Raw genomic sequence first — 20629 nt, 5'->3', positions numbered from 1 at the left:
GTTGCCCTTGTCTCCTCCGGGGACGCCGCTGTAGGGATAGCAGGAACGGCGCCCACGCGGTGCTCATCGACAGGAGGTCGCCATGCCCGAGGAGACGTTCGTCATCGTCGGCGCGAGCCTGGCCGGTGCCAAGGCCGCGGAGACGCTGCGCGAGGAGGGCTTCCGCGGCCGGGTGGTGCTCATCGGCGACGAGATCGAACGGCCCTACGAGCGGCCTCCCCTGTCCAAGGGGTTCCTGCTCGGCAAGGAGCCGCGCGACAAGGCGCACGTGCACGAGCCCGACTGGTACGACAAGCACGACGTGGACCTCCGGCTCGGCGCCCGGGTCGACGGCTTCGACCGGGTGGGGCACGAGGTGCGGCTGGCGTCCGGGGAGCGCCTCGGCTACGACCGGCTGCTGCTCACCACCGGGGCGTCCCCGCGGCGGCTGGACGTCCCGGGCGCCAAGCTCCAGGGCATCCACTACCTGCGCACGATGTCGGACTCGGCGGCGCTGCGGGAGGCGCTGTCGCCCGGGGGACGGCGCGTCGTGGTCGCCGGGGCCGGGTGGATCGGCATGGAGGCCGCCGCCGCGGCCCGCGGGTACGGGAACGACGTGACGGTCATCGAGCCGGAACCGGCGCCGCTGTACGCGGCGGTGGGCCCGGAGATCGGCGGCGTCTTCGCCGACCTGCACCGCGAGCACGGCGTCGACCTGCGGCTCGACCAGGGGGTGGCGGGGTTCTGGGGCGCCGGGCAGGTCTCGGCGGTGGTCACCTCGGGCGGCGCGGAGGTTCCGGCGGACGTGGTGGTCGTCGGGATCGGGGTGCGGCCCAACACCCGGCTGGCCGAGGAGGCGGGGCTGGAGGTGTCCGACGGCATCCTGGTCGACCAGTCGCTGCGCACCTCCGACCCCGACGTCTACGCCGCGGGCGACGTGGCGAGCGCCTACCATCCGCTGCTCGGGCGGCGGATCCGGGTGGAGCACTGGGCGAACGCGCTGAACGGCGGGCCGGCGGCGGCCCGCGCGATGCTCGGGCGGGAGGTGAGCTACGACCGCGTCCCGTACTTCTTCAGCGATCAGTACGACCTCGGCATGGAGATGTCGGGCGTCGCGGGGCCGGGGGAGTACGACGAGGTCGTCTACCGGGGCGACGTCCCGGGCCGCGAGTTCGTCGCGTTCTGGCTGTCGGCCGGGCGGGTCGTCGCGGGCATGAACGTCAACGTGTGGGACGTGACCGGCGACGTTCAGGAGCTGATCAGGTCCGGCCGGCAGGTCGATCGTTCCCGGCTCGCCGACCCGAAGGTTTCGCTGGCCGGGCTGGGCTGAACTCCGGGCCCCGAAGGGGACGCGATCGGGGTGTAAGCCACGTAATGTCTGCTTGGTGGTGACGCAGACGATCAAGCTCGGCCGGGCCAGGGCCGCGGTGACGGTGGCGTTCCTGGCGCACGGCCTGCTCGGTGCGGCCTGGGTGGCCCGTATCCCGCAGATCAAGGAGCACCTCGGGCTGAGCGACGGCTCGCTCGGGCTCGCGCTGCTCGGCGCACCGGTCGGCGTGACCGTGGCGGTGCGGTTCGCCGGCTGGACGGTGGCGCGCTGGGGCAGCCGGGCGACGACGATCACGGCCGGACTGGTGGTCGCGGTGTCGCTGGTGCCGCTCGGGTTCGCCTGGAACCTGGGCTCGCTGATCTGCGCGCTGGTCCTGATGGGCGGGTCGCTCGGCCTGATGGACGTGGCGATGAACGCGCAGGGCGTGGCCGTCGAGCGCCGCTACGGGCGCCCGCTGATGTCGGGACTGCACGGCGCGTACAGCATCGGGACGCTCGGCGCGGCGTTGGCCGGGTCGGCCGCGGCGCACGGGCACGTGCCGGTGGCGCTGCATCTGGGCGTGGCGGCGGTGGTGATCGCGGCGGTGCTCCTGCTGGGCTGCCGGGGGCTGCTGGACCGGTCCGCCGACGAGATGCCCGAGCAGGACGCCGGCGGCCCGTCCGCGGGGGCGCGGGCGGGGCGGTGGACGCTGGCGCTGCTGGGCGTGATCGGGCTGTGCTCGTTCGTGGGCGAGGGCGCGATGGCCGACTGGAGCGCGGTCTACCTGCGGGAGACGCTCGACACCGGGCCGGGCGTGGCCGGGCTCGGGTACGCGGGCTGCGCGGTCGCGATGACGGTCGGACGGCTGGCCGGCGACCGGGTGGTGGCGCGGTTCGGACCGGTCCTGGTGCTGCGCCTCGGCGCGCTGGTCGCCGCGCTCGGCCTCGGGCTGGGCCTGCTGGCCGGGAACCCGGTCGCGGCCGTGGCCGGGTTCACGCTGTTCGGGCTGGGCGTCGCCCCGGTCGCGCCGGTCACCTTCAGCGCGGCGGGCAACCTGTCCGGGGTTCCGGCCGCGTCGGGGATCGCGCGGGTGACGGCGGTCGGCTACCTCGGGCTGCTGGGCGGTCCGCCGGTGATCGGGTTCATTGCGCAGGGGGTCGGGCAGACCTGGGCGCTGGGCGTCCCGGTGCTGCTGGTCGGCATGATCGTGCTCCTCGCCGGGGCGACCGCCACCGCCGGACGGTGATCCTTCTGCCGGGTTGCGACATTCGCATATGTCCCGCTCCGGTAAGGTCTGGGCGAGTGAGCACCATGCAGCGGTCAAAACCGGTCAAATCGGTTATGGCCGTCTCGCGTCACCGCCCATTCCTGCGCGAGCTGCTCAGCTTCGGGTTCGTCGGCTGCGTCGGCACGGTGATCACGATCTTCGGCGCCAACCTGCTGCGCGCCTGGCTCGGCGGCAGCCCGGTGACCAGCGTGGTCGTCCCGACCATGGTCTCCACCGTGGTGTCCTACCTGGCCAACCGGTTCTGGACGTTCCGCGACCGCGACAGCGACGGTTCCGGCCGCGAAGTGGTGATCTTCTTCGCGCTGAACGGCGTGGGGATGCTCATCCAGGTGCTGTGCACCGGCTTCACCTACTACACCCTGGGCCTGCACGGCGGCATCGCCTACAACCTCGGCCTGCTGGCCGGCCTCGGGCTCGGCTCGGCGTTCCGCTACTGGTCGTACAAGAAGTGGGTGTTCACGCCCACGGCGCCGGCCTGAGACGGACCGGACGGGTGGCCGTGCGCCGCGCCCACGGCGTGCCCGGCCCCGCCGCGTCAACCTCCGGTGGGGCCGGGGCCGGTTCAGCGGCCGGCGGGGGTGATCTTCTCGGTCTGGGCCAGGACCTCGCCGAGCAGGGCGGGCAGGTCCTGGCCGCGGAGCTGAGAGAAGATCACATGATCGACGCCGCGCTCGGCGAGGCGGCCGACGGTGTCGACGCACTGGTCCACCGACGGCTCGCCCGGGATGTTGGTCAGGGACGTCTTCTCGATGTCGGCGTAGTCGCGGCCCTCGCGCTCGCAGTGCTCGCGCAGCACGTCGAGCTTGTGGGGCAGCCCGTCGGAGTCGAAGATGTTGCACGCGTCGGCGTACTTGGCGACGAAGCGCAGCGTCTTCTTCTCGCCGCCGCCGCCGATCAGGATCGGCGGGTGCGGGCGGGAGACCGCCTGCGGGGAGTTGAGCGGACGCTCCATCCCGAAGTGCTTCCCGTGGAAGGGGGACTCGTCGCCCTTCCACATCTGGTGGGCGATCCGCAGCGCCTCCTCCAGGCGTTCGAACCGCTCGGCGACCGGCGGGAAGTCGACGCCGAGGCCGCGTGACTCCTCCTCGTTCCACGCCGCGCCGATGCCGAGCCAGGCGCGGCCCTCCGACAGCACGTCCAGGGTCGTGACGGTCTTCACCAGGATGCCGGGATTGCGGTAGGTGACCCCGGTGACCATGGTGCCGAGGCTGATCCGCTCGGTGAGCGCCGCCGCGTACGACAGCGCCGAGTAGGCCTCCAGCATCGGCTCGTCGGCCGCGCCGACCATCGCGATCTGGAAGAAGTGGTCCATGACCCAGAACGAGTGCAGCCCGGCCTGGTCGGCGTCGCGGGCCATCCGCCCGAACGTCGGCCGGATCCGCTCGTCGCCGCCGGGGAAGGTGAAGGTGGGGACCTGAAGTCCGATGCGCATGCCGTGTCCTTCTGTGGTCGGGTGCTCGGGTCAACCTTGCGACCTGGAGTGCGCTCCAGGTCAAGGCGTTCGGTCCGGGTCCCCGGACGGCCCGGTCATCGTCGGGCGCGTCCGGAACGGGGACGGCCGCTATGGCGAACGTCCCCATTCCGGCGCCCGAGATTCCGCGGCGCGCGGGTCCTTGCGAAGTGTTGGGGAGCGGCGGCCACGGCCTACCGGACCGTATCGCGGACGGGGAGGATTGACCTGGAGTGCACTCCAGGTGCGATTCTTGCCCGGTGAGCTCCTACTCTCCGGCCGAGACCGCCGAGAAGAGCGGTTTCAGCATCGACACGCTGCGCTACTACGAGAAGATCGGCCTGCTCTCCGGGATCGCGCGCAACTCGTCCGGGCGGCGCGTCTTCAGCGACGACGACCTGCGCTGGCTCGGGATGCTGCAATGCCTGCGCGGGACCGGGATGCCGATCGCCGAGATGCTGCGCTACTCCGAGCTGGCGCGGGGCGGGGGCGGCACCGTCCAGGAGCGGCTGGCGATCCTCCAGGAGCACGACCGGCGGGTGGAGGAGCAGATCGCCCGGCTCCAGGACCAGCAGCGGCAGATCCAGTGGAAGATCGACCTCTACCGCGGCGAGGTCTGCGACGGGGTGCCCGCCTGACGGCCCGGCAGTACCGCCGCCGGTCCGGTCATCCGGCGCCGCCGCCGGGGGGCGTCCACGAGGGCGAGCGGCCGAGCAGCGCCAGCAGGCGGTGCTCGGCCGGGACACCGTCGTCGATCGGGCCGGCGACCTGGTCGAAGGACTCCCCAGGGCCGCGCGCGCCGGGGGCGGCGGGGACGATCCCGGCGACCTTGAGCGCGGCGTCGGTCAGCTCCCGGCCCGGCTCCCACGGCGCGCCGATCGTGGCGGCCACGTCCCAGGCGTGCACGACCAGGTCCACGAAGTGGAAGGAGATCGCGAGGCGGGCGGGGAACGTGCCGTCGGCGCGGATCTCGGGCAGGACGAACTCGCGGTCCAGCACGCCGTCCTGCTCGAACGCGGTGAGCAGGGCGTCGAGCGAGGTCTTCGCGGCGCCGAACGGGTCGTCGCCGAGCCGCCCGTTCCGCCAGACCCGGAGGTCGGCGCCCCGCCCGTCGACGGCGGCGGCGAACCCCTCGTCCTGGCTGACCTGGTGCCTGATCAGTCCGTGCAGCGTCCAGTCGGCGCAGGGCGTCGGCAGGTGCAGGGAGTCGGGCCGGACCTGTGCGACGGCCGCGAGGTAGAGGTCGGACGCCCGCCGGTCGAGTTCGCGGAAGTCGGACGCGAGGAGTTCGCTGAGCAGAGCCATGCCCTCACCGTAGGCCCGGACAGAGGCCCAGGCGAAGGGCCAAAATTGCGCGAACCGACTGAGCCGATTTAGGCTCGGCCGATGGAGGTCCACATCAGCCTGGCCGGCCGCCGCGACCTGTCCGGGCAGATCTACCGGCAGCTCAGGTCCGCGGTCCGGGACGGCAGGCTGCGGACCGGCGACGCGCTGCCGCCGACCCGGGAGCTCGCGCGGCGGCTGGAGATCTCCCGCAACACCGTCGCCGTCGCCTACGACCGGCTCGCCGCCGAGGGCTTCCTCCGCAGCCGGGTGGGCGCTGGGACGTTCGTCCAGGAGGCATGGCCCGCGTCCCGGGGCGCGCCGGCCGCGTCCCCGCTGCGGCCCCGGCCGGTCTGGGACGGCGTCGAGGTCTGGCCCGGCCCCGCGGCGGGCCTCACCTGGGACTTCCGCGCCGGGCTCCCCGACGTCCGGCTGTTCCCGTACGAGTCGTGGCGGCGGCTGATGTCCGCGGTGCTGCGGCCCTCGGCGCTGCCCGGCCCGGGGGCCGCCGGTGACCCGGCCGGGCTGCCCGCGCTGCGCGCCGCGATCGCCCGGCACATCGGCGTCTCCCGCTCGGTGCGGGCCGGCGCGGGCGACGTCGTGGTGACGGCCGGGATCCAGCAGGCCCTGGACCTGATCGGGCGGGTGCTGCTCGAACCCGGCTCGGTCGTCGCGGTCGAGGACCCCGGCTACCCGCCCGCCCGCATGCTGTTCCGGTCGCTCGGCATGCGGGTGCGCGGCGTCCCGGTCGACGCCGAGGGGCTGCGGGTCGACGCGCTGCCGGTCGACGCGCGGGCGGTGTACGTCACACCGTCCCACCAGTTCCCGCTCGGCATGCCCATGTCGCTGCCGCGCCGCACGGCGCTGCTCGACTGGGCGCGGCGCCGGGACGTGGTGATCATCGAGGACGACTACGACACCGAGTACCGCTACGGCGGCCGTCCGGTCGAGCCGCTCCAGAGCCTCGACGGCGACGGCCGGGTGCTGTACGTCGGGACCTTCTCCAAGATCATGAGACCGGCGCTGCGACTCGGCTTCCTGGTGGCCCCGCCCGCGCTGCACGAAGCGTTCCGGCTGGCCCGCTACGTCTCGTCCTGGCACGCCGACCTGCCCGTCCAGGCCGCGCTGGCGCGCTTCATCGACGAGGGGCTGCTGGCCCGGCACATCCGCGCCTCGCGCCGCCGCTACCAGACCCGGCACGAACGGATCGGCGAGCTGCTGGCCCGCGACTTCGCGGGCCGGCTGGAGATCGTCCCGTCCGCCGCCGGTCTGCACCTGAGCGCCACCTTCCCGGACGGCACGCACGCCGGGCGGCCGGGCGAGGGGCCCGTGGACGACGCGGAGGTGGCGCGGCGCGCGCTGGCGGAGGGCGTCGGGCTCTTCCCGCTCTCGGAGTTCGCCGTGACCGAGCCGCCGATGTCCGGCCTGGTCTTCGGGTACGGAGCCGTGCGCCCCGCCGAGATCGACGAGGGCCTGCGCCGCCTGCGCGGCGTGCTCGACGCGCTCTAGGGGACGGCCTCAGCGGCGGACCGGGGTGACGCGCCGGCCGTCGGCGCCGAACAGCAGGACCCGGCTCAGGTCGACGCCCAGGTCCACCCGGTCGCCCCGGCTCGGACGGCGGCCGGACGCGATGCGGAACACCAGGTCCGAGCGCCGGTGGTGGCCGGAGTGCTCCTCGGAGACCTCGTCCGGAACGGCGCCCGCGCCGGCTAGGCCGAGCAGCCCGCGCATCCGGCCCGCGAGCCCGGACGGCCCCGGATCGGGCGAGGCGGCGGCGTGCGCGCGGCCCACCTCGTTCGGGTCGGCCGTGGCGATGCCCGCCTCGGCGTAGGCGAGCCAGTCGGACCCGTGGAACTCCAGCGCGCGGACGCACCCGGACAGCACCGCCCTGCCCGCGCCGTCCGCGCTCTTCGTGTCGGACGTGCCGGACGTGCCGGTCGCGAGGGTGAGGGCGTCCGGGCGGATCCCGACGATGACCGGGGCGCCGTGATGGCTGATCATCGCCGCGGCGCGCGGGTCGTGCGCCGGGATGGTGAGCCGCTGCGGGCCGAGGTCGAGCAGCACGCTCTGCCCCTCCTGCACCCACGCCCGCGCTTGCAGCAGGTTGATCGGCGGGGTGCTGAGGAACGCCGCGACGAACACCGTGGCCGGGTCCTGGTAGATCTGCTCGGGCGTCCCGACGTCCTCCAGCAGGCCGTCGCGCAGCACCGCGATCCGGTCGGCCATGCCGGGATACACCTTGTCAATGCCGTCGAGCACAACCTGCGTCATCGGGCCGCCTGGTGGTGGGCGAGATCTCGGTCCGCCATCCCATCGTGCGCCCGCCGGTTTGTCCAGAGCGCCCCTGCCCGCGCGGGGCCCAGGCGCGGCCGGACCCGGCCACGGTCCCCGCGCCCTTCCCGCGTCCTCGCCCGCACTCTCGGTTCTCCGTCCGGACGTGCCCATTCCGCCCGCGGCGACCGCGTGCCGCACGCCCGCACGCCCGCGCCGCCGCGCGTAACGATCGTCCGGGCCGGGACGATCAACGTGCTGATGGTGATCACCAATGGCCCGGAGGTGACGGCCGCCGTCCGGCGGCGCTGAGCGCTCCCCACCCGGTCCCCGAGGCAGCCTCCGCCAACCCATCATGAGGAGCTCCTATGTCAACGCCGACCGATTTCCCAGAGCCCGTCAGCCGCCGAACGTTCCTGCACCGCACCGGTGCCGGCGCGGTCCTGCTCGCCGGGGGTGCCCTCGCCGGGGGCACCGCCGCCGCCGCGCCCGCCGCCGCCCGGGGGACCGTGCCCGCCCGCGGGATCGCGCCCGCTGACCTCGATCCGCTCGCCCTGCTCAAGAAGATGCTGGCCTTCGACACCCAGAACCACGGCGACGGCGGGATCACCCGGCCGCACGCCGAGATGCTCAAGGGCGTCTGGGAGTCGGCCGGCGTCCCCGCCGAGATCGTCCCCACCCCGAAGAAGGACAACGTCCACCTCATCGCCCGGATCAAGGGCACCGGCTCGGCGGCTCCGCTGCTGCTGCTCGGACATTCCGATGTCGTTCCGGTGGAACGTGACAAATGGTCGGTCGACCCGTTCGCGGGCGTGGTCAAGAACGGCGAGGTCTACGGCCGCGGCTCGCTCGACATGAAGGGCGCCAACGCCGCGTTCGTCACCGCGCTGCTCCGGCACGTCAAGGAGGGCGCCCGGTTCGACCGCGACATCATCGTCCTGACCGACTGCGACGAGGAGTCCGGCCCGTACGGCTCCGGCTGGCTCGCCGAGCACCACTGGGACAAGATCGACGCGGGCATGGTGCTGACCGAGGGCGGCTGGTTCCTCGCGCAGAAGGACCGCGAGACCCCGATGCTCATCACCGTGACCCGCCAGGACAAGGTCTACTTCAACCTCGACCTGGTCGCCGACGGCACCGCCACGCACTCCTCCAAGCCCAGCCCCGACTCGGCCGTAGCCACCCTGTCCCGCGCGGTCGCGGCCATCGACACCTGGCTCGCGCCCGTCGCGCTCACCCCGGTCACCCGCGAGTACTTCGGCGCGCTGGCCAAGGCGACGGACGACGGCGCGTTCAGGCGGGCGCTGGAGCTGATGCTCTCGGCCCGCAGCCAGGCCGCGCGCGAACGGGCCGCCGCCCTGGTCGTCAAGCGCAGTTCGTACCCCTGGCTGCACCGCGCACTGCTGCGCACCACCCACGCCTTCGTCATCGAGGACGCGGGCTACAAGGAGAACGTCATCCCCTCGACCGCCACGCTCCGCCTCAACTGCCGCGGCATCCCCGGGGGGCAGCGCCCCCGGGACTTCGTGGCGCAGCTGCGCGAGCGCCTGCACGGCCGCGACGTGACGGTCAAGGTCGCGGGCGAGGCGGGGGAGTCGGAGGAGGACGTGCTCAAGCGCCTGGACGCGAAGTCGGCCGCGCCCCCGTCCAGCATCGACTCGCCCCTCTACTCAGCCGTCCGCGCCGCCGCCGGCAAGACCTACCCGGACGCGGTGTTCGCGCCCGCGCTCTTCGAGGCGGGCACCAGCCTCTCCCCGTGGACGTCGCGCGGCGTGCCCGGCTACGGCGTCTACCCGTACGTCCTCGACAACGACCAGCTCATCACCATGCACGGCACCGATGAGCGCATCGGCGTCGCCGCCCTCCAGCAGGGCACCGAGTTCATGTACCGCCTCTTCGACGCCTTCAGGGTCCGCTGACCGGTCCCGGGCGAAGGCCCCGGCGTTCCCGGCGGGGCCTTCGCCCGGGAACGCCGGCGGCGGCGGCGCCTCAGACCCGGTGCCCGATGGATGGGTAGTCGAGCACCAGCCCGTCCCGGTCGAAGATGATCTCCTCCACGAACCCCGGGCTGGAGTACCGCACCACCGAGCGGTCGCCCTCCCGGCGGACGAACGCGTACGTCTGCCGGGACGGCCGCACCGCCAGGTCGGGGACCGACACCCAGGCCATGAGGTGCTCGGCCGGCGGGCCGCCGTCCAGGAACCCCGACCGCAGCACCGGCATCGAGTTGGTGAGCGGGGACAGGCCGAGGTCGCAGTCGAGCGCGCCCCGCACCGCCTCCGCGTCCCCGCCGGGCGGCGGCATCGCCACGTGCCCCTCCGAGCGGGCGTTGACGGTCCAGTCGCCCTCCGGCCGGTTGATCAGCTCCAGCGCCCGCTCCCACGGCCCGGTCTCGGGGTCGATCCCGTTCGCCCGGACCAGCAGCCGCGCGGTGACGTACCTCTCACCCGTGGTCAGCTCGTACTCCAGCCGATAGGGGAACGGCCCGCCGCCGAGGGCGGCCCCGGACGCGGCCAGCCGCCCCCCGCCGAGGTCGACGTCCGCCGTCTCCGCGCCCGCGGGCTTCACCCACACCAGTGATCGGGTCATCCCCCCAGTGTCCTCTGCTCCGGCGGCGGTGGGGACGGTGCGCCCGTCCGCCGCCGCCGGGGCGGTGCCCGGTTCCATCGGGATGCGCCGGATGCCGGGCCGCGCCATTAGACTCGCCGCCGTGGCAGGCCGGATTCGCAATGAGGACATCGCGCTCGTACGAGAGCGGTCGTCCGTCGCCGACGTGATCGCGGAGTACCTCCAGCTCCGCAACGCCGGCGGCGGCAACCTCAAGGGCCTGTGCCCCTTCCACGAGGAGAAGTCGCCCTCGTTCAATGTGACCCCGAGCCGCGGGCTCTGGTACTGCTTCGGCTGCGGCGTCGGCGGCGACGTCATCAAGTTCGTGCAGGAGATCGAGCACCTGTCGTTCTCCGAGTCGGTCGAGCGGCTCGCGGCGCAGGTCGGGATCCAGCTCCGGTACGAGGAGGGCGGCGCCCGGCCCCGGCAGGACGGCGGGCAGCGCGCCCGGCTGATCGAGGCGCACAAGGCCGCCGCCGAGTACTTCGCCGAGCAGCTCGGCTCGGCCGAGGCGATCATCGGCCGCAGGTTCTTGTCCGAGCGGGGCTTCGAGGCCGCCGACGCGGCCCGGTTCGGGGTCGGCTTCGCGCCGCGCGAGTGGGAGGCGCTCGTCCGGCACCTGCGCCTGCGCGGCTTCTCCGACAAGGAGATGATCGCGGGCGGGCTGGTCAAGGAGGGCCGGCGCGGGCCGATGGACCGGTTCCGCGGCCGGCTGATCTGGCCGATCCGCGACCTCACCGGCGACGTGATCGGATTCGGCGCGCGCAAGCTGTACGAGGACGACGACGGGCCCAAGTACCTCAACACCCCCGAGTCGCCGATCTTCCACAAGGGCTCGGTGCTGTACGGCGCCGACCTGGCCAAGAAGGAGATCGCCCGGCGGCGGCAGGCGGTCGTGGTCGAGGGCTACACCGACGTGATGGCCTGCCATCTGAGCGGCATCCCCACCGCGATCGCGACCTGCGGCACCTCGTTCGGCGACGACCACATCAAGGTGCTGCGCCGGCTGCTGATGGACCAGGACGAGTTCCGCGGCGAGGTCATCTTTACCTTCGACGGCGACTCGGCAGGGCAGAAGGCGGCGCTGCGCGCGTTCGCCGACGAGCAGAAGTTCGTCACGCAGACCTTCGTCGCCGTTCAGCCCGACGGGCTCGACCCGTGCGACCTGCGGATCCGGCACGGCGACGCGGCGGTGCGCGATCTGGTGGCCTCGCGGCTCCCGCTGTTCGAGTTCGCGGTGCGCAGCGCGATCCAGCGGCACGACCTCGACACCGCCGAGGGGCGGCTGGCCGCGCTCGACGCGGCGGCCCCGGTGGTCGCGGCGATCAAGGACCGGTCGCTGCGGCAGATGTACGCGGTCAGCCTCGACCGCTGGCTCGGCATCATGGACGAGCAGTTCGTGCTGCGCCGCGTCCGCGAGCTGTCGGCGCGCGATCAGGCGCGCGGCCAGGGCAACGGCGGGCGCCAAGGGGGCGGCCAGGGCAACGGCGGGCGCCAGGGAGCCGGCCGCGGCGACCGCGGGCAGCAGGGCGACCCGCGGCGGCAGGGCGAGGCGCGTCCCCTGGCCGAGCGTCCGGCCTACGATCCGAACGATCCCGAGGTGCAGCGCGAGCGCGAGCTGCTCAAACTCGCGGTGCAGCGGCCCGCGGTGCTCGGCCCGGGGTTCGACGAGGTGCCGCCCGAGGCGTTCATCGCGCCACCGCACGTGGCGGTGCGGGCGGTCATCGCCGCGGCCGGCGGGGTCGCGCTCGCCGGGGGGAGTGCCGAATGGGTCGCGCTGCTGCTCGAGCACGCCCCGAACGAGCAGGTCAAGGGCCTGGTGACGCTGTTCGGGGTGGAGCCGGTGCACGCCGCCCAGGATTCGGACGACCGCTATGGCGTGGAACTGCTGGCCCGAATACAGGAACGCCAGCTCACCCGCATGATCGCGAACGCCAAATCTAAACTCCAGCGGCTGAATCCGGCCGAGCAGCCCGAGGAGTACAACCGGCTCTTCGGCGATCTTGTCGCGCTTGAGCAGCAGAGACGGGTGTTGCGCGAGCGCGGGCTTGGGTCGCAGTAAGTCAAGAGACCGCAAAATAGGTCCTGTGATCTAGGCCCCTCGTGACGCAGACTGTCCCCGTGGGCCCTTCGGTGCTGCCAAGCGAGGCGCCATCGGTTGATCAGGTGGCGGACCTCGTCGCACGCGGCAGAGAACGCGGCGGTGTGACCGTCGATGACGTTGCTGCCGCGCTCGATCGCTCCGACTTGCCGGACGACTCCCTGGAACGGATCGTCCGGATGCTCGCAGAGCAGGGGGTAGAGGTCCTCGATTCCTCCCAGCAGGAGGCCGAGGACGTCACGCGAGTGGACGAGGGAGACCTCGGCAAGCGGGCGCCGACGAGCGACCTGGTTCGGATCTATCTGAGAGAGATCGGTCGCGTACCGCTTCTCACGGCAGAAGATGAAGTCGAACTCGCTAAATCGATCGAGGCGGGACTGTTCGCCGAGGAGAAGATGGCGCACACCGCCATCCTCGCCCGCGGCGAGCGGCTCGACCTCGAACTGCTCGCCCGTGAGGGAGTACGGGCGAAGCAACGCCTGATCGAGGCCAACCTGCGGCTGGTCGTCTCGATCGCCAAACGCTATGTGGGCCGGGGAATGCTGTTCCTCGACCTGATTCAGGAGGGCAATCTCGGACTCATCCGTGCGGTCGAGAAATTCGACTACACCAAGGGGTTCAAGTTCTCGACCTACGCCACCTGGTGGATCCGCCAGGCGATCACCCGTGCGATCGCCGACCAGGCCCGGACCATCCGGATCCCGGTGCACATGGTGGAGACCATCAACAAGCTGGTCCGGGTGCAGCGCCAGCTGCACCAGGACCTCGGCCGGGAGCCGATCCCCGAGGAGATCGGCCTGGAGATGGGCCTGACCCCCGTTCGGGTCGTGGAGATCCAGCGCATCGCCCAGGAGCCGGTGTCGCTCCAGTCGCCGATCGGGGAGGAGGACTCCGATCTCGGCGACTTCATCGAGGACGCGGACGCGGTCGTGCCGATCGAGGCGGCGGCGTTCATCCTCCTCCAGGACCAGCTGGAGGACATCCTCGGCACCCTGTCGGACCGCGAGCAGCGCATCATCCAGCTGCGCTTCGGCCTGACCGACGGCCACCCGCGCACCCTCGAGGAGGTCGGCAGGGAGTTCGGCGTGACCCGGGAGCGGATCCGCCAGATCGAGAGCAAGACGCTGGCCAAACTGCGCCACCCGTCCCGCGCCCAGGTCCTCAAGGAGTACCTGGACTGACCCCTTCGGCGAACCGCCCCCCACCCACGGTGCGGGGGCGGTTCGCGGGACGCCGCTCACCGGCACTGCCACCGTGCCGTGGATCGTCGCGAAGGGGGAAGGGCGTCATCCGTCGGGGGGTGGAATACCGTGTGGCCATGCTGATCGTGACGACTGACGGCCTGGCGGGGTACGAGATCCGCAGCGTGCTCGGCGAGGCCCTGGGGACCGCGGTCCAGGCGGATCAGGGGCGGGCGCCCGCGTCCGACCAGCCGGGGAGCAGTTCGACGTTCCGGGTCACCGGCGACCGTCCGGCCACCGGCCTGGCCGCGGCGCGGCGCGAGGCGGTCGACCGGCTCGGCGAGGAGGCCCGCCGCAAGGGCGCCAACGCCGTGGTGGGCATGTGCTTCGACACCGCCGCGCTCGGGAACGGCCATGAGGTCTGCGCGTACGGGACGGCGGTGTGGGCCGAGCCGGCGCAGGCGCCCGGACGCGAGCAGCCGCAGCACGGGCAGCCGCAGCACGGGCAGCCGCAGCACGGGCAGCGGCCCCAGCATTCGCCCGGCGGGCAGATGCCGCCGTTCGGCGAGGCGCAGCCGGGCGGCCCGCCGATGGCCGCGCGCAACCTGACGATCGGCCTGAACGACCGTCCGAGGTAGCCCGGTACGTCCCTCCCGGATGTGTTGATCTTCGCAGCCGGGGTGGGGTGCCGCTCTGTCATGGGGGCGACTGGCGCACCGAGGTTAGCATTGGCTAATTTAGGCGAGCCTAACCAAATATGTTCTCCCCTGGAGTCCCTCATGCGCCCTGCCCCGGTCCTCGCCCTCACGGGCGCCGCCGTACTGTCGATGTCCCTGCTCTCGGCCTGCGGCGGTGAGAAGGACGCCGAGGGCGCGGCGGGTGCCGCGGCGATCGGGGTGACCGCGACCGACGACGCCTGCGAGGTCGCCAAGAAGGAGCTGCCCGCGGGCAAGACCACTTTCAAGGTCGCCAACAAGGGCTCGAAGGTGAACGAGTTCGAGGTGCTCAAGCCGGACGGCAAGATCCTCGCCGAGCGGGAGAACATCGGCCCCGGCACCAGCGTGGACTTCGTGGTCAGCCTCGCCGCCGGCACCTACAAGGTGCTGTGCAGCGCCGGGCAGACCGGCAAGGGCCCGACCCAGGACATCACCGTGTCCGGACAGGCCGCCGGCGGCGGCGACCAGCGGCTGACCAAGGCCGCGGCCGACTACAAGGCGTTCGTCATCGCCAACGTGGACGACACGATCACCAAGACCAAGCAGTTCGTGGCGGCGGTGAACGAGAACGACGTCGCCAAGGCCAAGGAGCTGTACGCGCCGTCCCGGGTCGGATGGGAGACCATCGAGCCGGTCGCGGAGAAGTTCGGCGACCTCGACCCCAAGATCGACGCCCGCGAGGCCGACCTCTCCGCCGAGGAGAAGGCCGGCTGGACCGGCTGGCACCTGCTGGAGAAGGCGCTCTGGAAGGACGGCTCGGTCAAGGGCGAGCAGAAGTTCGGCGAGCAGCTCCTCAAGGACCTCGACGTGCTGAAGTCCCGGCTGCCGGGCCTGACCCTCGACCCGGTCAACGACATGGCGGGCGGCGCCAAGGAACTGCTCGACGAGGTCGCCACCGGCAAGGTCACCGGTGAGGAGGAGGCGTTCAGCCACACCGACCTGGTCGACTTCAAGGCCAACGTGGACGGCGCCAAGAAAATCTACGAGCTGCTCAAGCCGGTCGTCCAGGAGAAGGACGCCGCGCTCGCCGGCGACCTCGACGAGAACTTCGCCGCCGTCGAGAAGCTGCTCGCCGAGCACGAGAAGGGCGACGGCTACGTGTCCTACGAGACCGTCGGCAAGGCCGACCGCAAGAAGCTCGGCGACGCCGTCAACGCGCTCGGCGAGCCGCTGTCCAAGCTCGCGGGGGCGGTGAGCAAGTGAGCCAGGCCGGTCCAGAGGAACGAGAGAGCGGGCCTGCGGCGGCCGGGCCCGCGGCGGCCGGGGCCGCGGGCGTGTCCCGCCGCCGGATGCTGGGGTTCTCCGGCGCGAGCCTGCTGGTGGGCGCCGCCGCAGGAGCGGGCCTCGACCACGTCGCGTCGGCGGCCGAGAAGCGCGAGCCCGCCGGCGCGGCCGTCGCCTTCCACGGCCCGCACCAGGCGGGCATCGCCACCCCCGTCCAGGACCGGCTGCACTTCGCCGCGTTCGACGTGATCACCGACGACCGCGCCAAGCTGGTCCGGATGCTCAAGGAGTGGACCGCCGCCGCGGCGGCCATGACCGCGGGCAGGCCGGTCGGGCAGGGCGCGGTCGGCGGGCCCGCGGTGGCCCCGCCCGATGACACCGGCGAGGCCGAAGGGCTGCCGCCGTCCCGGCTGACCCTGACGATCGGGTTCGGCGCCACGTTGTTCGAGAAGGACGGCAAGGACCGGTTCGGCCTCAAGGCGCGGCGCCCGCCCGCGCTGGTCGACCTGCCGCACTTCCCGGGGGACAGGCTCGATCCCGACCGCGGCGGCGGCGACATCGCCGTCCAGGCGTGCGCGGACGATCCGCAGGTCGCCGTGCACGCCGTCCGCAACCTGGCCCGGATCGGGTTCGGGGTGGTCGCGGTGCGCTGGTCGCAGCTCGGCTTCGGCAAGACCTCGTCCACCACCCCGGACGCGCAGACGCCACGCAACCTGTTCGGGTTCAAGGACGGCACCGAGAACATCGCCGGCACCGAGGCCGGGCCGCTCGGCGCGCACGTCTGGGCGGCCGGCGGCGACGGCTCGGACTGGATGGCGGGCGGCTCCTACCTGGTCGCCCGCCGGATCCGGATGCACATCGAGACCTGGGACCGCACCTCTCTGCGCGAGCAGCAGGACGTCTTCGGCCGCGACAAGGGCGAGGGCGCGCCGGCCGGCGGCGCGAAGGAGCGCGACAAGGTCGTCCTGGCCCGGTTGAAGCCCGACGCGCACGTCCGCCTGGCCCATCCCGACTCCAACGGCGGCGCCCGGATCCTGCGCCGGGGCTACTCGTTCACCGACGGCTCCGACGGGCTGGGCCGCCTGGAGGCGGGCCTGTTCTTCATCGCCTTCCAGCGCGACCCGCGCACCGGCTTCATCAAGATCCAGCAGTCGCTGGCGACCGACGCGCTCAACGAGTACATCCAGCACGTCGGCTCGGGCGTCTACGCCTGCCCGCCCGGCGTCCGCCAGGGCGGCCACTGGGGCGACACACTCTTCACCTGACCCGGCGGCGCCGGCTCGGCACACGGCCTGCCGCATCGGCGCCCTCAGCGTCCTGCGGGCCCTGAGGGCGCCGTTCAGCTCTGGCCGGCGCGTTCTGAACGGATGCGGGCCACCACGTCGCCCGCGGCGGTCTTCACCGACTCCAGCTCCTGGAGGTAGGCCCAGTAGTCGGGGTTGGTGCCGGTCAGGCCCTTCGGCGCCCGTTCGAGACGGGCGACGAGCGAGTCCAGGACGCGGGCGTGGTGCGGCGCCGCGCCCCCCGGCTGGGCCATCGCGAGCCGCTGGGCGTCGCGGACGGCGAACCTGGCCGCCTCGGCGGGCTTGGCGGGGTCGGCCGCCGCCGCGTCGAGCTCGGCGACCCGTCCGGTGACCTGCCCGGCCCGGCGGTCGGCGGCGTTCAGCTCGGCGCGGGCGGCGGTCAGCGCCTGCTGGGCCCGCTTCCACTCGGCCCGCGCGATCAGCTCGGACGCCTCGTTCAGCCGCTCCCTGGCCCGGGTCGCGCCGGCTTCGATGGCCTCGGGCGCGCCCCTGAGGTCCTGCCAGCACGCCTGCGAGTAGCCGCGCAGCAGCAGTCGCATCGCCGTGCGGACCGGCTCGACGCGGCCCGCGACGGCGTCGGCCCGGGTACGGACCGAGGTCAGCGCGTTGCGGACCTTGCCGGCCAGCTTCGGCAGCTCGGCGGCGGCCTCGCGGGCCCTCTCGGCGATGGCGAGGACCTCGTCGGCCTGGCTCAGCGCCCCGGCGAGGCCGAGCCCGCCGAGCCCCTGGGAGCTCAGCCGCGCCAGCGCCTCCCGGGCCCGCGCCAGCTCCGCCTCGGGCTCGGAGGCGTCCATCCCCGCCTCCCGCGCGGCGGCGATCGCGGCGTCGGCCGCCGCCACCGCGTCGCGGGCGGCCGACAGGCGCGGCGGGAGCTGGTCGAGCGCCGCCTCCAGCCGGGCCATCCGGGGGGCGAGCCGCTCGGCGAAGCCGTTCAGGTCGCCGTTGATCTTCTGGAGCCGCTCGGTGACGGCGGCGAACGCCCGGCGTGCCTCGTCGAACTCCCCCGGTGACCGGTCCTGGTCATCGAGCGGGTTGGCGTCCAGCACCGAGATGTAGGCGACGGCGGCGGCGTTGGCGGCCTCGTCGAGCCTGGTGAAGTCCCGCTGCGACGGGGCGGCCGCGGTCGAGTCCAGGTCGGCGAACACGGTGACCCGGCCGCCCAGGTACTTCTGCGCCTGGTCCATGTCGTAGAAGGCGGTGGACGCCGCCTCCCTGGCCTCGATCGCCGCGGCCTCGGCCTGAGCCCCCCGGCCGCGGCGCCGCTGGTCACCCGCTCCCCGCAACGCTGCCTCCCTTCCCCGCCGTCCAGTCTCCCGCAGATCGCGGGATGCGTTCACCGTCTCCGGGCCCCCTTTCGGCCGCGGGACGGCCGGAGGAGGTGCTGGAACGGTAATCCTCTCCCGCGGGAGGGAACGGATAGCATCGCTGCATCGTCGGAGTATCGAGGCGCCCGACCGGCGTCCGATACGGCATGCGATCTTGGAGGCACTGTGGGTGTCAGTCTGAGCAAGGGCGGGAACGTCTCTCTCACCAAGCAGGCGCCGGGGCTGACCGCGGTCACCGTGGGCCTCGGCTGGGACCTGCGGACGACCACCGGCACCGACTTCGACCTGGACGCCTCGGCGATGGTGCTGGACGCGTCCGGCAAGATCCTCACCGACCAGCACTTCGTGTTCTTCAACAACCTGAAGAGCCCGGACGGCAGCGTCGAGCACACCGGCGACAACACCACCGGCGCCGGCGAGGGCGACGACGAGCAGATCAAGGTCGACTTCGCCGCGATGGCGCCCACCGCCGAGCGGGTCGCCTTCTCGGTCTCCATCCACGAGGCCGACTCCCGGAGCCAGAACTTCGGCCAGGTCCGCAACGCCTACATCCGGGTCGCCAACCAGTCCGGCGGCGAGGAGCTGGCGCGCTACGACCTGACCGAGGACGCCTCCATGGAAACCGCGATGGTGTTCGGCGAGCTCTACCGCGCCGGCACCGAGTGGAAGTTCCGCGCGGTCGGCCAGGGGTACGCCTCGGGCCTGGCCGGGATCGCGACGGACTTCGGCGTCAACATCTGACCGCGATCCGGCGTCGTAACCCGCCGAGCACCGACCGAACGACACCGACAGGAGCACCCGATCATGGGAGTATCACTCGCCAAGGGCGGCAACGTCTCGCTGACGAAGGCCGCGCCCAACCTCACCGCCGTCACCGTGGGGCTCGGCTGGGACGTGCGTGCCACCACGGGCGCCGACTTCGACCTGGACGCCTCGGCGCTGATGCTCTCCACCGGCGGGAAGGTGATGTCCGACCAGCATTTCGTGTTCTTCAACAATCTGAGGAGCCCGGACGGCAGCGTCGAGCACACCGGCGACAACCTGACCGGTGAGGGCGAGGGCGACGACGAGAGCATCAACGTCGACCTCGTCGCGGTGCCGGCCGAGTGCGACCGGATCGTGTTCCCGGTGTCGATCTATGACGCGGACAACCGGCAGCAGAGCTTCGGCCAGGTCCGCAACGCCTTCATCCGGATCGTGAACCGGTCCGACAACAACGAGCTTGCGCGGTTCGACCTCACCGAGGACGCCTCCACGGAGACGGCCATGGTGTTCGGGGAGTTGTACCGGCACAGCGGGGAGTGGAAGTTCCGCGCGGTCGGCCAGGGGTATGCCTCGGGTCTGGCCGGCATCGCCATGGACTTCGGCGTCAACGTCGGTTGATGGTCGACCCATACCTAGCAGAAATACTCGCATGATTCTTCGCACCTTCGGGTGGTCCTTCGGCGTCACGGTCGTGGGCCTGCTCATCGCGTTCCTGTACGACGGGCCCACCGGGCTCGCGCTGGTGGCGGTGCTCGCCGTCCTCGAGATCTCACTGTCGTTCGACAACGCCGTGGTCAACGCCAAGGTGCTGGACCGGATGAGCCCGTTCTGGCAGAAGATCTTCCTGACCGTCGGCATCGCCATCGCGGTGTTCGGCATGCGGCTGGTCTTCCCGCTGCTGATCGTCGGGGTCACCGCGCAGCTCGGCCCGGTCGAGGCGTTCGACCTCGCGCTGAACGACGCCGACCGCTACCACCAGCTGATGAACGACGCCTACCCGATGATCGCGGCGTTCGGCGGGATGTTCCTGCTGATGCTGTTCCTCGACTTCGTGTTCGAGGAACGGGCCGACACGTGGCTGCCGTGGCTGGAGCGCCCGCTGGCCCGCATCGGCAAGCTGGACCAGCTCTCGGTCGTGGTCGCGGGCGGCTCGCTGGCCTTCGTGGCCGGGCTGTTCGCGGCCGAGCCGGGCAAGGTGATGATCGCCGGTGTGCTCGGCATGGTGACCTACATCCTGGTCAACGGGCTGGGCGAGCTGTTCTCCGACGTGGCCGGCGACGACGAGGACGACGAGGGCAAGGACGGGGAGGCCGGCGACAAGCCCGTTCCCGCGACCGCGGGCCGCACGGGCGGGGCGAGCGCGCTGGCGCTCGCCACCGGCAAGGCCGGGTTCTTCCTGTTCCTCTACCTGGAGGTGCTGGACGCCTCGTTCTCCTTCGACGGCGTCATCGGGGCGTTCGCGATCAGCACCGACCCGATCGTGATCGCCCTCGGCCTGGGCATCGGCGCGATGTACATCCGGTCGCTCACCGTGTTCCTGGTCCGCAAGGGCACCCTGCACGAGTACATCTACCTCGAGCACGGCGCGCACTGGGCGATCGGCGCGCTGGCGGTCTGCATGCTGGTCAGCATCGGCCACCACGTGTCCGAGTGGATCACCGGCGGGCTGGGTGCCGGACTGATCATCGCGGCGTTCGTCAGCTCGGTGGCGCGCAACAGGGACCGCGACGGCGGCGCCGGCGCGGACGACGACCGGCCGGCGCGCTCCGTCCAGGTGTGACACCCC

General features: G+C 72.5%; 19 protein-coding genes. 14 read left to right on the top strand and 5 right to left on the bottom strand.

All coding sequences use genetic code 11. The annotated features are described in order from the left end of the window. The first annotated feature begins 82 nt into the window (after positions 1–82). The 3 genes from QP090_RS04210 (at position 83) to QP090_RS04200 (ending at position 3055) form a co-directional block, all read left to right on the top strand. Positions 83–1309, top strand: a complete 1227-nt coding sequence (locus QP090_RS04210; RefSeq protein ID WP_285937112.1) for an NAD(P)/FAD-dependent oxidoreductase — start codon at positions 83–85, stop codon at positions 1307–1309. Between the two features lie 55 nt (positions 1310–1364). Further along, on the top strand, positions 1365–2534 hold the full coding sequence (locus QP090_RS04205; protein WP_285937111.1) for an MFS transporter: 1170 nt from the start codon (positions 1365–1367) through the stop codon (positions 2532–2534). A gap of 95 nt (positions 2535–2629) precedes the next feature. Then, positions 2630–3055, top strand: coding sequence for a GtrA family protein (locus QP090_RS04200; RefSeq protein ID WP_285937110.1), 426 nt, complete (start codon positions 2630–2632; stop codon positions 3053–3055). An 83-nt stretch (positions 3056–3138) separates the two neighbouring features. Here QP090_RS04200 and QP090_RS04195 read toward each other — a convergent pair whose 3' ends face one another. Further along, complete coding sequence (locus tag QP090_RS04195; RefSeq protein WP_285937109.1) at positions 3139–4008, bottom strand: LLM class F420-dependent oxidoreductase; 870 nt, start codon at positions 4006–4008, stop codon at positions 3139–3141. 278 nt (positions 4009–4286) lie between these two features. On the opposite strand from QP090_RS04195, the gene QP090_RS04190 reads away from it, so the two are divergent. Next, positions 4287–4664 (top strand): MerR family transcriptional regulator, encoded by a 378-nt coding sequence (locus QP090_RS04190; protein WP_285937108.1) that lies wholly within the window; start codon positions 4287–4289, stop codon positions 4662–4664. Positions 4665–4692: 28 nt separating this feature from the next. Here QP090_RS04190 and QP090_RS04185 read toward each other — a convergent pair whose 3' ends face one another. Further along, a complete protein-coding gene (locus QP090_RS04185; RefSeq protein WP_285937107.1) occupies positions 4693–5331 on the bottom strand; it encodes a TIGR03086 family metal-binding protein in 639 nt (212 codons plus the stop codon). A gap of 81 nt (positions 5332–5412) precedes the next feature. Here QP090_RS04185 and pdxR point away from each other — a divergent pair, with 81 nt between their 5' ends. Then, on the top strand, positions 5413–6858 hold the full coding sequence (gene pdxR / locus QP090_RS04180; RefSeq protein WP_285937106.1) for a MocR-like pyridoxine biosynthesis transcription factor PdxR: 1446 nt from the start codon (positions 5413–5415) through the stop codon (positions 6856–6858). Between the two features lie 9 nt (positions 6859–6867). On the opposite strand, the gene QP090_RS04175 is transcribed toward pdxR, so the two are convergent. After that, positions 6868–7620 carry an ATP-binding cassette domain-containing protein gene (locus tag QP090_RS04175; protein WP_285937105.1) on the bottom strand — a complete coding sequence of 251 codons (753 nt, stop codon included), beginning with the start codon at positions 7618–7620 and terminating at the stop codon, positions 6868–6870. A gap of 368 nt (positions 7621–7988) precedes the next feature. Here QP090_RS04175 and QP090_RS04170 point away from each other — a divergent pair, with 368 nt between their 5' ends. Beyond that, positions 7989–9539 (top strand): M20/M25/M40 family metallo-hydrolase, encoded by a 1551-nt coding sequence (locus tag QP090_RS04170; protein WP_285937104.1) that lies wholly within the window; start codon positions 7989–7991, stop codon positions 9537–9539. Between the two features lie 70 nt (positions 9540–9609). Here the strand turns inward: QP090_RS04170 and QP090_RS04165 are convergent, their stop codons facing one another. Then, positions 9610–10209, bottom strand: a complete 600-nt coding sequence (locus QP090_RS04165; protein WP_285937103.1) for a putative glycolipid-binding domain-containing protein — start codon at positions 10207–10209, stop codon at positions 9610–9612. 121 nt (positions 10210–10330) lie between these two features. On the opposite strand from QP090_RS04165, the gene dnaG reads away from it, so the two are divergent. The 5 genes from dnaG (at position 10331) to efeB (ending at position 16714) form a co-directional block, all read left to right on the top strand. Next, positions 10331–12289, top strand: a complete 1959-nt coding sequence (gene dnaG / locus QP090_RS04160) for a DNA primase (protein WP_285937102.1) — start codon at positions 10331–10333, stop codon at positions 12287–12289. 71 nt (positions 12290–12360) lie between these two features. Next, positions 12361–13509, top strand: a complete 1149-nt coding sequence (gene rpoD, locus QP090_RS04155; RefSeq protein ID WP_285938567.1) for an RNA polymerase sigma factor RpoD — start codon at positions 12361–12363, stop codon at positions 13507–13509. A 137-nt stretch (positions 13510–13646) separates the two neighbouring features. Next, on the top strand, positions 13647–14147 hold the full coding sequence (locus tag QP090_RS04150; RefSeq protein WP_285937101.1) for a YbjQ family protein: 501 nt from the start codon (positions 13647–13649) through the stop codon (positions 14145–14147). A 141-nt stretch (positions 14148–14288) separates the two neighbouring features. Beyond that, on the top strand, positions 14289–15428 hold the full coding sequence (efeO, locus tag QP090_RS04145; protein ID WP_285937100.1) for an iron uptake system protein EfeO: 1140 nt from the start codon (positions 14289–14291) through the stop codon (positions 15426–15428). Then, a complete protein-coding gene (gene efeB, locus QP090_RS04140) occupies positions 15425–16714 on the top strand; it encodes an iron uptake transporter deferrochelatase/peroxidase subunit (protein ID WP_285937099.1) in 1290 nt (429 codons plus the stop codon). Before efeO ends, efeB begins: the two co-directional genes overlap by 4 nt. Positions 16715–16788: 74 nt before the next feature. On the opposite strand, the gene QP090_RS04135 is transcribed toward efeB, so the two are convergent. Beyond that, entirely contained in the window at positions 16789–18036 is a 1248-nt protein-coding gene (locus QP090_RS04135; RefSeq protein WP_285937097.1) for a molecular chaperone DnaJ, read from the bottom strand. A 207-nt stretch (positions 18037–18243) separates the two neighbouring features. On the opposite strand from QP090_RS04135, the gene QP090_RS04130 reads away from it, so the two are divergent. The 3 genes from QP090_RS04130 (at position 18244) to QP090_RS04120 (ending at position 20623) form a co-directional block, all read left to right on the top strand. Continuing rightward, complete coding sequence (locus tag QP090_RS04130) at positions 18244–18819, top strand: TerD family protein (protein ID WP_285937096.1); 576 nt, start codon at positions 18244–18246, stop codon at positions 18817–18819. 63 nt (positions 18820–18882) lie between these two features. Then, the gene (locus QP090_RS04125) at positions 18883–19461 is read left to right on the top strand and encodes a TerD family protein (RefSeq protein ID WP_285937095.1); all 579 of its coding nucleotides are present in this window, start codon (positions 18883–18885) and stop codon (positions 19459–19461) included. A gap of 31 nt (positions 19462–19492) precedes the next feature. Next, positions 19493–20623, top strand: a complete 1131-nt coding sequence (locus QP090_RS04120; protein ID WP_285937094.1) for a DUF475 domain-containing protein — start codon at positions 19493–19495, stop codon at positions 20621–20623. Positions 20624–20629 lie beyond the last annotated feature (6 nt).

The sequence above is a fragment of the Actinomadura xylanilytica genome (assembly GCF_030283145.1).
Lineage (GTDB): Bacteria > Actinomycetota > Actinomycetes > Streptosporangiales > Streptosporangiaceae > Spirillospora > Spirillospora xylanilytica.
This window is presented reverse-complemented; position numbering and strand designations above follow the sequence as displayed.

Coding starts and splice junctions, on each gene's coding strand:
- QP090_RS04210 (WP_285937112.1), top strand. CDS start 83: ATGCCCGAGGAGACGTTCGTCATCGTCGGCGCGAGCCTGGCCGGTGCC.
- QP090_RS04200 (WP_285937110.1), top strand. CDS start 2,630: ATGGCCGTCTCGCGTCACCGCCCATTCCTGCGCGAGCTGCTCAGCTTC.
- QP090_RS04195 (WP_285937109.1), bottom strand. CDS start 4,008: ATGCGCATCGGACTTCAGGTCCCCACCTTCACCTTCCCCGGCGGCGAC.
- QP090_RS04185 (WP_285937107.1), bottom strand. CDS start 5,331: ATGGCTCTGCTCAGCGAACTCCTCGCGTCCGACTTCCGCGAACTCGAC.
- pdxR (WP_285937106.1), top strand. CDS start 5,413: ATGGAGGTCCACATCAGCCTGGCCGGCCGCCGCGACCTGTCCGGGCAG.
- QP090_RS04175 (WP_285937105.1), bottom strand. CDS start 7,620: ATGACGCAGGTTGTGCTCGACGGCATTGACAAGGTGTATCCCGGCATG.
- QP090_RS04170 (WP_285937104.1), top strand. CDS start 7,989: ATGTCAACGCCGACCGATTTCCCAGAGCCCGTCAGCCGCCGAACGTTC.
- QP090_RS04165 (WP_285937103.1), bottom strand. CDS start 10,209: ATGACCCGATCACTGGTGTGGGTGAAGCCCGCGGGCGCGGAGACGGCG.
- QP090_RS04150 (WP_285937101.1), top strand. CDS start 13,647: ATGCTGATCGTGACGACTGACGGCCTGGCGGGGTACGAGATCCGCAGC.
- efeO (WP_285937100.1), top strand. CDS start 14,289: ATGCGCCCTGCCCCGGTCCTCGCCCTCACGGGCGCCGCCGTACTGTCG.
- QP090_RS04125 (WP_285937095.1), top strand. CDS start 18,883: ATGGGAGTATCACTCGCCAAGGGCGGCAACGTCTCGCTGACGAAGGCC.
- QP090_RS04120 (WP_285937094.1), top strand. CDS start 19,493: ATGATTCTTCGCACCTTCGGGTGGTCCTTCGGCGTCACGGTCGTGGGC.